Origin of the sequence: Fibrella aquatica, from assembly GCF_041321135.1 — a bacterium.
Lineage (GTDB): Bacteria > Bacteroidota > Bacteroidia > Cytophagales > Spirosomataceae > Fibrella > Fibrella aquatica.
Genome location: NZ_JBGGWF010000006.1, coordinates 238,330 through 250,118 on the forward strand (window position 1 = coordinate 238,330; position 11,789 = coordinate 250,118).

An 11,789-nucleotide genomic window follows, 5' to 3' on the forward strand; every position below is an offset into this window, starting at 1 on the left:
TTGTGCAACCCGCGCATCAGAATTAGTCATCGGAATTACCACGCACGTGACAGAATCAGCCTAACTTACCGTCCTTATCGTTAAGACAGTGAGCTATTTAGGCGGTCACCGTAATTCATGAAATGATATTGATAAGATCATTTAACCTATCTTTTTTCTACAAACGGCCACTACAACCATGATCTATTTCACCCAATTAATCTACGTCAACGAAGGGCAGGAGGCGGTATTTCATGAATTTGAGAACGTAGCCATTCCACTCATCGCGAAGTACAACGGGAAGCTGCTACTCCGGGTACGTCCCACCGACGACGCGTTTATTGACGAGCAGTTGATGGAGAAGCCGTACGAAATTCATTTCGTGAGCTTCGAGACCGAGCAGGATTTCAGGGCTTTTTCGCAGGACGAGAGCCGCAAACAGTTTCTACACCTGAAAGAACAGTCGGTTCGCGCGGCCATTCTGATTCAGGGCGTGAAGCTGTAATGGATTGAAACTTGATTCGGCTACAACAACCGTAGATTCGGTTACAGGTACGTGTTCGTGAAGGTGGACCTTTGTCAAAAGCAACGACCATGAACATTGTAGTAACCGGCTCGCTGGGCCACATCAGCAAACCACTGACTGAAACGCTTGTTCGGCAAGGGCATACCGTTACGGTCATCAGCAGCAATCCCGACAAAAAGGTCGCCATTGAGGCACTGGGTGCCATCGCCGCTATCGGCACGCTCAACGATCCCGAATTTCTGACAATCACATTTACCGGTGCCGACGCCGTGTACGCCATGGTGCCGCCCAACTACAACGTACCTGATCTGCGGGCCTATTACGGGCGCATTGGACGTACCTACGTGCAGGCCATCGAGCAGTCGGGGGTGAAGCGGGTGGTTTACCTCAGCAGCTACGGCGCTGACCTGACCCAGGGTACCGGCGTTATTCTTGGAGCGCACGACATAGAAGAAATGCTGAAGGGTTTACCAGCTATAAACCTCACGCTGCTACGCCCGGCGTACTTCTATTACAACCTGTTTACCCAAGTCAACATGATCAAGGGAGCGAGCTTCATGGGTGCCAATTACGGCGGCGATGACAGACTGATCCTGGTGGCACCCGCCGATATCGCCACTGTAGCCGCCGACGAACTCACCACAACAGCAACGGGCCAGTTGGTACGCTACATCGCCAGCGACGACCGTACCTGTACCGAGATTGCGCACGTGCTGGGCGCCGCCATTGGCAAGCCAGAACTGACGTGGGTCACGTTCACCGATGATCAGGCGCGCAGTGGTATGGAAGCCAACGGCATACCAACCAGTATTGCCGCCGATCTGGTCGATCTGGGCGCTAGCATTCACTCGGGCATTATGCGACGCGATTACGACCTGCACCAGTCAACACCGCAGGGAAAAGTAAAACTGGTGGATTTCGCCAGGGAATTTGCGGCGGTTTACAACGGGTAAGTTTCGGCACGAGGCGAAGCTGGCACGAGCATATGCTCGTGCCTTTTATGTCGCAAGCCGGGACGCCGGACCGATCCGCTTGCTGCCCGTTAAGGCAATACAGCAGAGAATTGAGTACCCAGCTACAATTGCGCGTACGCGCTGTGCAAGCAGATGCTTGCAACATGATAGGCACGAGGAAATCCTCGCGCCAGATTCGCTTTGTGCCAGTACAAAAATCACAACTCAACAACCAACAACATGATACTTATCACCGGCGCAACGGGCCAGCTTGGCGCTTCCGTTATTGATTTTCTCCTCAAGACACTTCCCGCCTCTCAGATTGCGGCGCTGGTTCGCGATGAGCAAAAGGCTACCCATCTGGCCGAACGCGGTGTATCCGTTCGGGTAGGTACGTATGATGACACGGCTTCGCTCGATCAGGCCATGCAGGGCATCGATTCGGTGCTGCTGATTGCGGGGACCGATGAAGACAATCGGCTTCGGCAGCACCAGAACGTGATTGACGCGGCGAAAAAGGCGGGTGTTCAGCGGATTGCTTACACGAGTCGGGCGCTGAAAGACCGGAGCACGCTGGCCAACCAACTAATGGAAGGTCACTTTCAGACAGAAGAGTACATCATAGCCAGCGGATTGGCCTATATGCTGTTCCGGAACATCCTCTACATGGACACGATTCCGCTGTTCGTCGGTCCGGCGGTATTCGACAGGGGTATTCATTTGCCAGCCGGGGCGGGGCGGGTAGCTTTCGCGCTTCGGAGCGAGATGGGCGAAGCAATGGCTAATGCCCTGGCAGAGGCGGGTTCCGGCAACAGGATCTACGAACTGACGGGCAACGAATCATATTCGTTTGCCGATGTGGCGGCCACGCTGACAAACCTATCCGGCAAAGAAGTACGTTATACAGATACGCCAGCGACAGCCTTCGCCCAGCAGATGCAACAGCGGGGCTTGCCCGAATTCAGTGTTCAGCGTATGATTGGCTTTATGACCGACATCAAAAACGGTCAGGAAGATGCGGTAAGCGCTGATCTGGAACACCTGCTCGGGCGAAAACCCGCTTCGCTTCGGGAAGGATTGAAGACGTTGTTTAGTTTGTAGCGTTGGTGTGTATTGCTTCCGCTGTGTTGCTGACGCAATACACACCAAAAACACCCCCCAACCCATCACCAACTCAACGTACCTATGAAAAACGGACAGCCGCTTCGCCTGAAAACGATTACCGAATATCACCAGAGCAGGCACTTGCCGAAGCCGGAGAATCCGTTGGTCAGCGTGATCAATTTCGAATCAATCAAGGGGTGTTCTTGCGATAAATCGACCAGCATCATTCAGGATTTTTACTCCATTGCGCTGAAACGGAATTTTAACGGTAAAATGAAGTACGGGCAGCAGGCGTATGATTTCGATGAGGGGGTGCTGATCTTTATCTCGCCCGGTCAGGTCTTTACCATCGAAGCACAGGCCGAGTTGCAGCATACGGGCTGGCTATTACTGATTCATCCCGATTTTTTGTGGAATACACCGCTGGCCAAAAAGATCAGGCAGTACGATTACTTCAGCTATGCCGTTCACGAAGCCCTACACCTGTCGGAGAAAGAAGAAACGATGATTTCGGGGCTGATGCAGCAGATCGGGCTGGAATACCACTCCCCCATCGACACGTTCAGTCAGGACGTGATCATCGCCCAACTGGAGCTATTGCTGACCTATGCCGACCGCTTTTATCATCGGCAGTTCATCACCCGCAAAATCACGAATTACCAACTCCTCGACCGGCTCGAATCTGTTTTGACCGACTATATCAACAGCGACACGCTGGCAAAGAAAGGATTACCCACTGTGCAGTTCGTGGCCGATGCACTGAACGTGTCGCCCAACTACCTGAGCGGCCTGCTGAAGGTGCTAACCGGGCAGAGCACGCAACAGCATATCCACGACAAGCTGATCGAGAAGGCGAAAGAACGGTTGTCGACCACCGAGTTGACCGTTACGGAGATTGCTTACGAGCTGGGTTTCGAGCATTCGCAGTCGTTCAGCAAACTGTTCAAAAGCAAAACAGCCCAGTCACCACTGGAATTCAGACAGTCATTTAACTAATCAGTTGCCTTACAAACACTTCCTTCGCGTATCGATGATGGCCTGAATTTTCCAGACACCGTTGAACCGGACGAGGGTGAAGGCATTGGCCCCGCAATGGACCGTTTTGCCTTTGTAATTGAAGCTGTAGGGGATGAATGCCGTGGCGAGATCGCCGTCGATCTGAATCTGGTACGGCTGAATGACTTCGTCTAAGTCGCCCGGTTTGGCTTTCCCGATTGAGGAAGCAAAGCCTTCGATCGACTCGGTTTTTACGCTGACAAAGCCAGCGGTATTGGTAACGGTCTGTAGTGTGGCACCCGAAGCAAAAGCAGCACGCACGGCCGCCGAATCGGCTTTTTTCATGCCTTCGAACAAGTCATCAACGGCTTGCATAATCGCCACATCTTCCTGCGGCGTAGTTTCCATCGTCTGAGCCAGACTGGCTAATGGAAGGAGGAGAAGGAGAAGGAAGACTTTCATAAGCGGTTCAAAGTTTAAGGTTTAATGTCCAAAGTGCGCTGCTAATGTAGAAACTCTCTGCATCGGCAACGCACTTTGGACATTAAACCTTAAACTTTAGACCAATTTAAATATACTGATTGACAATCATTTCGTACAGCTCCTGCTTACCGCTCACCTGTTTTGGCTCGCCGTTGGTCATGGCGTACTCACGCAGGTCTTCGAGGGTCAGCTTACCCGCTTCGAAGTCGGCACCAGCACCGCTGTCGTAGCTGGCGTAACGCTCGGTGCGCAGTTGCTTGTATTTCGATTTACCCAGAATAGCTTCGGCGGCAATGGCGGCCCGAGCGAAGGTATCCATACCACCAATGTGGGCGATGAAGATATCTTCCAGGTCGGTTGAGTTCCGGCGCGTTTTGGCGTCGAAGTTTACACCGCCTGATTTGATACCACCCGCTTCCAGAATCACCAGCATGGCCTCGGTCAGTTCATATACATCAACGGGGAACTGGTCGGTATCCCAGCCGTTCTGGTAATCGCCGCGGTTGGCGTCGATGCTGCCGAGCATGTTGTTGTCGGCGGCTACCTGCAATTCGTGGGCAAAGGTGTGGCTGGCCAGCGTGGCGTGATTGGTTTCGATGTTCAGTTCGAAGTCATCCTGCAAGCCAAAGCGGTTCAGGAAACCGACCACCGTAGCGGCGTCGAAATCGTACTGATGCTTGGTTGGCTCCATCGGCTTAGGCTCGATGTAGAACGAACCGGTAAAGCCTTGCTTGCGGGCATAATCACGGCTGATTTGCAGGAAGCGGCCCAGGTGTTCCTGTTCGCGCTTCATGTTGGTGTTCAGCAACGACATATAGCCTTCGCGACCGCCCCAGAAGGTGTAGCCCCGTCCACCCAGTTCGATGGTAGCGTCGATGGCATTTTTCACCTGCCAGGCACCGTGCGTCAGCACATGAAAATCGGGGTTGGTGCTCGCGCCGTTCATATAGCGCTCGTGCGAGAACAGGTTGGCCGTACCCCACAGCAGTTTCACGCCGCTGGCATCCTGCTTTTGCTTCAGGTAATCGACAACCTTACGGAAATTCGACTCGAATTCGTGGTTTGAATTACCTTCGGGTGATACATCGACGTCATGGAAACAATAGTATTCCATGCCAATTTTGGTAATGAACTCAAAGGCAGCATCAGCTTTGTTGAATGCGGCACCCAGGGGATCGTTGCCAGCGCTGGCGTCCCAGGGGAAGTGCTTTACACCCGGTCCGAAGGGGTCGGCTCCTGTGCCACAGAAGGTATGCCAGTAGGCTACGGCAAACCGGAACAGGTCTTTCATGGGCGTACCCAGAATAGTGCGGTTCGCGTCGTAAAATTTAAACGCCATCGGATTGTCGGATTCACGACCTTCGTAAGCGATGGGTGCTGACACAAACGGGAAATAGGTTTTGTCGCCGAGTGTCAAATTGAGGTTAGCCATAAGGATTGTACTGATAGGTTGACGTAATGCTGCCTGTTGTTCAAACGCGGTTTAAGGTAAAATCTCTGTTCTATATCATTGCAACATGATGTACTATTTTGACCTGTTTAAACGTAGTTCAGGACAAAAGTAGCCATTATTCTACACATCTGTCTGTCTATGACCGCTCAAGACCTTTTAACACTTCGCCAACAGATCGAGCGATTTACACCGCTGGGCCAAGAAGAATGGGCTATGCTGATACCTCATCTAGAGGTTAAAACGCTTCAGAAGCACCAGCTTTTTGCTGAGGAGGGCAAGCAGGCAAACGAGGTTGCGCTGGTACTGGAAGGCTCATTCAGGCAGTTTTATACTATTGATGGCGAGGAGAAAACGACATATTTCTATTTCGAGAATCACCTCATGAGCGCCTACATGAGTTGCCTCACCAAACAACCTTCGCGGATGACCATCGAAGCCCTTAGCCCGGCCAGGTACGTTGTCTTTCCGTACACGGTGTTGGCTGACCTGTTCGAACGCAGTATCAGCTGGCAAAAATTCGGCCGCCTCATCGGCGAGTACATCGCCATTGGGCTGGAAGACAGGATGGTCGGTTTATTAACCCTAAGCCCCGAAGCGCGCTATCTGGAGTTGCTGACGAGCAACAAGAAGAAGATTCTGGACCGGATTCCACAGCACTACATCGCCAATTACCTCGGCGTCACACCCGTCAGCCTCAGCCGGATCAGAAACCGAATCATGCGCCGCGACGATGCATAGAGTCAGGTACGTTGCGGTGAATAAGCTATTTATTCACCGCACATTGTGCGGAGATTAAGCCGGCAGCGATTCTACGGGACTGAGCGATAGGCCAATTGCTTATCTTAGCCAACCGTTTTCCCCTGAACATCGTCACCAACATGATGCACCTTTTCACACGCCTTGCCTTTTTTGCTGCGTTGCTAATTACAGCGGTAGCCTGTAACAAAACGTCGTCAGGCAACGACGCCGTGACCTACAATCAATCGCCGGAAACAGGCGTACGGACGGGCGGCGTCAGGATGATTCCGGTGAAAACGCCGTCAGGTACGTTCAACGTCTGGACCAAGCGCGTGGGCAATAATCCGCGCATCAAGGTGCTGTTGCTGCACGGTGGTCCCGGCGGCAATCACGTGCTGTTTGAATCGTTTGAGAGTTATTTCCCCGCCGAAGACATCGAATTTTACTACTACGATCAGCTCGGCTCACTCAATAGCGATCATCCCACCGATAGCACGCTCTGGACTACGCCTCGTTTTGTGGAAGAAGTGGAACAGGTACGCCTGGCGCTGGGACTGAACAAAGACAATTTCTACCTGCTGGGCCACAGTTGGGGCGGTATTCTGGCCACGGAATACGCGCTGAAATACCAGCAGAATCTGAAAGGGCTTATCATCAGCAACATGATGAGCAGTTGCCCCGAATACGGTAAATACGCTGAAGAGGTGCTGGGCAAGCAGATGGACCCAAAGGTGCTGGCCGAAATCAAGTCGATCGAAGCTCGGAAAGATTTCGCGAACCCGCGCTACATGGAATTATTGACGCCCAGTTTCTACGAGCAGCACGTTTGTCGCCTGAAACCCTGGCCCAACGCCTTCGACCGGGCATTTCCGACGATGAACAGCACGGTATACACGTTAATGCAGGGCCCATCCGAATTCGGCATCTCCGGCCGACTCGCCACCTGGGACCGCCGCGCCGACCTGAAGAACATCAACGTACCTACGCTGACCATCGGCGGCATGCACGATACCATGGACCCGAAGCATATGGCCTGGATGGCAACGCAACTCCCCAAAGGCACCAGCCTGATTTGCCCCGACGGTAGCCATTGCAGCATGTGGGACGATCAACCACACTACTTCCCCGGCCTGGTGAAATTCATCAAAGCCGTTGATGCCGGGGAAGAAAAAGTAGCGTTGTAGGTTGGCGTGATTAGCCATTAACCCAGGTGGTTATCATGTAGGGGCGGCCCATCGTGGCCGCCCGCTTTCGGGCGCAAAGCGACCGCCTGTAGAGCAAGTGTAAATTAGTAATCGCCAGACAGGTACGCATTTGAAAAATAGCAACGTCCCATCAGCGGTCGCTCTCGCGCCCGAAAGCGGGCAACCACGATGGGTTGCCCCTACATATCAACCATCCAGCCAATAGCGAGCAAATCTCTTACTTTATCCCAATCACCATGGCCCTTCCCGGCAACGTGCGGTAGCTAACAACGCGGCCTTTGCGGAGGCCTGCTTCGCGCTGCCAATCCTGAATTTCGGCGATGGAATAGTTGCCGGCAGTGCTGGTGAGGCCGTAGAACAGATCGGTGGAGCTACCAACCAGTTCAGGCGCGGCACCGGTTTCGGGCCGGATAAACTCATTGACAATGTAAATACCTCCCGGTTTCAAGGCGCGCGCTACCCGTTTGGCCACGTCGCGATTCTGCTCGGGCGTAAAGTGATGCGCCAGACTCGACATCAGGACAATGTCATATTGGGCTTCGCCGAAATCGTCGGTTAGGGCGTTGCCAGGCTGGTGTTTTACGCGGTCGCCCATACCGAGGCGGGCCAGTAATGGCGCGGCCTGCTCAATGGCGGCAGGTAAATCAATAATGGTAGAAGAGAGGCCCGTATAGCGTTTGCAGAGCGCTACCGAGTGTTGTCCGTGTGACCCGCCAATGTCGAGCATGCGGGCGGGCGATCCATCCTTAACGGATTTAGGGACGGGGGTACGTCGACCAAATTCTTTAGCTTCGCTGCCCGACGCGGCCACCATAGCCTGCTGATAATAATTCCATTGTTGGGCGTCGAGGTGGTCGTGGTAATGAATGCCTTCGCCGGTTTGCAGGTACGTACCCAGCTTTTCGAGCCAGGGCCAAACCACCCGGTTATTGAACAGCAACATACCGTAGACCGATTCCGGCTCGTGCTTGAGCGTCCATTTCCGGGCCATCCGCGTCAGGGTGAACGTACCCGTCAGGTACGTGAAGTAGCCCAGCGCGGTGAGCAGACCCATTAGTTCGCCGGTCGCTTTAGGGTTTAGCCCACACGCCTGCGCAATATCGTCGGTGGTATCGTTCCCATCAGCCACGGCATCGAACACACCTTTATCAGCTGCTTCGAGCACCGCCTTGCTGATCACGGGCATGATCTGCGCGTGCAGCAGCGGCACAGGCACCATATTGGCCCGTAAAGCCACCCATTCAAGCGGGTTATCGGCAGAGATTTTTAGTTGCATGAAAAAAGGGTTTGTAGTTTGTTGTTTGAGGTTTGTGGTTGCGCTGCTAACTAACCAGTTCGCGGCTTAGCAGCGCAACTACAAACCTCAAACAACAAACTACAAACCCTTTTTCTTACGCTTTCAGCCGATCTTTCAAGTAGCTTAATGCGCGTTTGTAGGCGTCGGCAGAGGCGGTTTTATCGAAGACGGGGTTGCTTGGATTGGCGAAACCGTGACCGGCATCGTAACGCACTACTTCGATTTTCTCACCGGCTTTCTTCATGTTCTCTTCAAACGTGTTGACCACCTGCGGGTTGATCGATTTGTCCTGGTTGCCGAAAATACCCAATACGTCTGTGTCCAGCGTTTTCAGCTTCTCCGTATCCTGCTCAGGGAAACCGTAGTACATCACGCAACCTTTGGCCTGTTTGCCAGCCAACATGGCCGATTGAAGTGAAAGGCTACCGCCAAAGCACCAGCCAACGCTGGCGAACTCAGCTTTCGGACCGGCGTAGGCAATCGCACCTTTCATGATCGCGGCCAGACGGGCTTTGTCAGCGCCCTGCATCAGCTTACCGGCTTCGGCGGGGGCAGTAGCCACTTTGCCATCGTACATGTCGAGGGCAATCACGTTCACGTTTTTCAGGTCGTTGTAGAACGTTTCGGCCTGCATCTTGATGTTGTCGTTCAGACCCCACCATTCCTGATACACCAACAGCCACTTGTTCGATGGCTTCTTCGATTTGAGCATGAACCCGCTGGCGGTTTTGCCATCGGGCGTGTTGAACGTCATCATTTCACCAGCTTTTGATTCATAATGAAATGGAATCGGGCTGGCATGTAATGCCTGAAAAGCCGGGTCGCCAGCGAGTTGCTGCATACCAGCAACGCCGCAAAGCGGAATAGCCGGAGCCGTTTCAGGTTTGTTGTGCGTCGACCACAAGGTCAGCACAAACGAAATGATGGAAATAAAGGAAAGCTTCATAAAAACATCAATTATATGTTGGTACATTTAACTAAACAAGAAAAGCCAGGGAGTAGTTTTTCTAACCACACTTTAGGATGTCGGATTGGGGATGTCGGATTTGGGATTGTTGCTTACGCCAAAGCAAACTCATGCGTAAGCAACAATCCCAAATCCGACATCCCTATGCTTGTTTCAGCGTAAAAATCGTGATTTCGGGCAAAATACCTACTCGGCCGGGGTAACCAATGTAGCCATATCCCCGGTTCACGTATAGCGCCTGTTGTTTGTCGGTGGGCGCGGTCTCCCGATAGAGACCCGCCCACTGCCGGTAGAAATACTTGACCGGGCTCCATTTGTAGTCGCCAAACTCGACGCCGAACTGTGCGCCATGCGTATGTCCGCTAAACGTCACGTCAATATCAGGGAAGTTAGGACGAACCTCGGCATCCCAGTGCGTTGGGTCATGTGAGAGCAGCAGTTTAACCGGATAGTCTTCGGCTCCCTGATACGCTTTGGCCAGGTTACCCGCTTTCAACGCCGCCGGACCAAAACCGAGGTTCTGTACACCGATGATGGCAAGTTTATCGCCTCCCTGTGTAATAATGCGGTTTTCATCCATCAGTGGGTTCCATCCCATCAGTTTGTGCGCTTTCACCACGTCGAGCACGTTTTGGCGCTGCGCTTCGGCACTTGGCCATTTCACGTAGGCGCCGTAATCGTGGTTACCGAGCGTCGAGTATACGCCCAATGGTGCTTTCACCTTGTTGAAGATGTCGATGTACTCATTCACCTCATCGGCGCGGCTGTTGACCAGATCGCCGGTGAAGAAAACCAGATCGGGTTTTTCGCCCATCAGCATCTCCACGCCGCCTTTTACCGCCGTTTTATTGAAAAAGCTACCCGAGTGAATATCCGACAGTTGGGCGATGGTCATACCGTCGAAACTCCGGGGCAGATTTTTCAACGGTAATGTGATGCGGCGAATCCGGTAATCATGCGCCCCGGAAATGACACCGTACGAGAAAGCGACCAACGGAATAGCACCGGCTGCAACGGCCGTTTTCACCAGAAAATCAGAGCGCGTAATAGCGTTTTCGGCAGCGGGCACCTTCGATCCAGGTACAGCTTGTCCTGACGTGGCGGGGTTGCTGGCCGGGGAAGCCGATGGTCCGGCAACCAGCGACCAAAGCCACTGAAAGAACCGCACAATATCGGTGATAAAGAGAAAAATAACCGTGATGAATTTCGAAAAATACGCAATGAACACGGCGATGGTAAGCATGGTACGGGTAACGCGGCCAATCGAATCGGCAGGAAGTAGTTGCAGGGCGATATACGTACCCAACGAAAGAGCAGTAAAGCCCCAGTAGCACCAGGCCACTGTACGTTGTGTGACTTCCGATGAATTTCGAGTGAAGAACCTAAAGGCCTGATACACATAAACGTCGATCAGCAGAAAGATCGCGACGAGTACAAAGCCAGACAAATTACGAAGCATAGAGAACATAGGTGATTAGGCGGTGCTGATGAACAGTCGACCTGTTAAAATCAGGCCATTAACAGCGCTTAATCACTAACGCCGTTTCGACCGCTATGGTTACAATCAGACAGGCGAGTTTTTAGGTGGGTAAATTGATGCATCTAGCCACGCCTTACTATGTACCCTGTTTCAATAATTTATCAGTTAATCGCCTCCCGCCCTAATCAACACAACGAAAATTACATAATATGGAATTTTATTACCAGCAAATCAGTAACCTATCAACCATGATACTCTCAACGGAAACAGACTACAAACAAGCATTCATCGAGTTTGATAAACTCGTTGCCACGATGAATGATGACGAGGCACTTCAGATGCAGGCCCGGCAGTTGGCAGAAGCCATTCAAGACTATGAACAGCGGCATATAGCTTTCCCGAAACCAACAACACTGATCGGCATGATAGAACTGAAAATGTATGAAAAACGCCTGAAACAGAAAGACTTGGCCCAATTACTGAACGTAGAGACGTCACGAATTTCAGAACTACTTAACGGCAAGCGGAAGTTGACGATCGAGCTAGCGAAACAGCTCCATGAAAAATTGGGCATTGATGGTAATTTTATTCTGGAATCCGTTTAACAT

12 protein-coding genes are annotated in these 11,789 nt (G+C 52.4%); 7 read left to right on the top strand and 5 right to left on the bottom strand.

The window, feature by feature from the left end; translation table 11 throughout:
* The first annotated feature begins 178 nt into the window (after window positions 1-178).
* The 4 genes from ACAW87_RS16115 to ACAW87_RS16130 all read left to right on the top strand — a co-directional run bounded on the left by ACAW87_RS16115 (window position 179) and on the right by ACAW87_RS16130 (window position 3,558).
* Entirely contained in the window at window positions 179-484 is a 306-nt protein-coding gene (locus ACAW87_RS16115; protein ID WP_370724662.1) for a DUF1330 domain-containing protein, read from the top strand.
* Window positions 485-573: 89 nt separating this feature from the next.
* Window positions 574-1,458 carry an NAD(P)H-binding protein gene (locus tag ACAW87_RS16120; protein ID WP_370724663.1) on the top strand — a complete coding sequence of 295 codons (885 nt, stop codon included), beginning with the start codon at window positions 574-576 and terminating at the stop codon, window positions 1,456-1,458.
* 240 nt (window positions 1,459-1,698) lie between these two features.
* A complete protein-coding gene (locus ACAW87_RS16125) occupies window positions 1,699-2,559 on the top strand; it encodes an SDR family oxidoreductase (protein ID WP_370724664.1) in 861 nt (286 codons plus the stop codon).
* 84 nt (window positions 2,560-2,643) lie between these two features.
* On the top strand, window positions 2,644-3,558 hold the full coding sequence (locus tag ACAW87_RS16130) for a helix-turn-helix domain-containing protein (protein ID WP_370724665.1): 915 nt from the start codon (window positions 2,644-2,646) through the stop codon (window positions 3,556-3,558).
* Window positions 3,559-3,567: 9 nt separating this feature from the next.
* Here ACAW87_RS16130 and ACAW87_RS16135 read toward each other — a convergent pair whose 3' ends face one another.
* Window positions 3,568-4,020, bottom strand: coding sequence for a nuclear transport factor 2 family protein (locus tag ACAW87_RS16135; protein WP_370724666.1), 453 nt, complete (start codon window positions 4,018-4,020; stop codon window positions 3,568-3,570).
* Between the two features lie 106 nt (window positions 4,021-4,126).
* Window positions 4,127-5,473 (bottom strand): xylose isomerase, encoded by a 1,347-nt coding sequence (gene xylA, locus ACAW87_RS16140; protein ID WP_370724667.1) that lies wholly within the window; start codon window positions 5,471-5,473, stop codon window positions 4,127-4,129.
* Between the two features lie 159 nt (window positions 5,474-5,632).
* Between xylA and ACAW87_RS16145 the strand changes: the two genes are divergently transcribed.
* Together ACAW87_RS16145 and ACAW87_RS16150 are read left to right on the top strand one after the other, a co-directional pair.
* Window positions 5,633-6,232, top strand: coding sequence for a Crp/Fnr family transcriptional regulator (locus ACAW87_RS16145; protein WP_370724668.1), 600 nt, complete (start codon window positions 5,633-5,635; stop codon window positions 6,230-6,232).
* A 140-nt stretch (window positions 6,233-6,372) separates the two neighbouring features.
* Window positions 6,373-7,416 carry a proline iminopeptidase-family hydrolase gene (locus ACAW87_RS16150; RefSeq protein WP_370724669.1) on the top strand — a complete coding sequence of 348 codons (1,044 nt, stop codon included), beginning with the start codon at window positions 6,373-6,375 and terminating at the stop codon, window positions 7,414-7,416.
* 238 nt (window positions 7,417-7,654) lie between these two features.
* Here ACAW87_RS16150 and ACAW87_RS16155 read toward each other — a convergent pair whose 3' ends face one another.
* The 3 genes from ACAW87_RS16155 to ACAW87_RS16165 all read right to left on the bottom strand — a co-directional run bounded on the left by ACAW87_RS16155 (window position 7,655) and on the right by ACAW87_RS16165 (window position 11,160).
* On the bottom strand, window positions 7,655-8,713 hold the full coding sequence (locus tag ACAW87_RS16155) for a class I SAM-dependent methyltransferase (RefSeq protein ID WP_370724670.1): 1,059 nt from the start codon (window positions 8,711-8,713) through the stop codon (window positions 7,655-7,657).
* A gap of 115 nt (window positions 8,714-8,828) precedes the next feature.
* The gene (locus tag ACAW87_RS16160; RefSeq protein ID WP_370724671.1) at window positions 8,829-9,680 is read right to left on the bottom strand and encodes a dienelactone hydrolase family protein; all 852 of its coding nucleotides are present in this window, start codon (window positions 9,678-9,680) and stop codon (window positions 8,829-8,831) included.
* Window positions 9,681-9,843: 163 nt separating this feature from the next.
* The gene (locus ACAW87_RS16165) at window positions 9,844-11,160 is read right to left on the bottom strand and encodes a metallophosphoesterase (protein ID WP_370724672.1); all 1,317 of its coding nucleotides are present in this window, start codon (window positions 11,158-11,160) and stop codon (window positions 9,844-9,846) included.
* A 269-nt stretch (window positions 11,161-11,429) separates the two neighbouring features.
* Here ACAW87_RS16165 and ACAW87_RS16170 point away from each other — a divergent pair, with 269 nt between their 5' ends.
* The gene (locus tag ACAW87_RS16170) at window positions 11,430-11,786 is read left to right on the top strand and encodes a helix-turn-helix domain-containing protein (protein ID WP_370724673.1); all 357 of its coding nucleotides are present in this window, start codon (window positions 11,430-11,432) and stop codon (window positions 11,784-11,786) included.
* Window positions 11,787-11,789 lie beyond the last annotated feature (3 nt).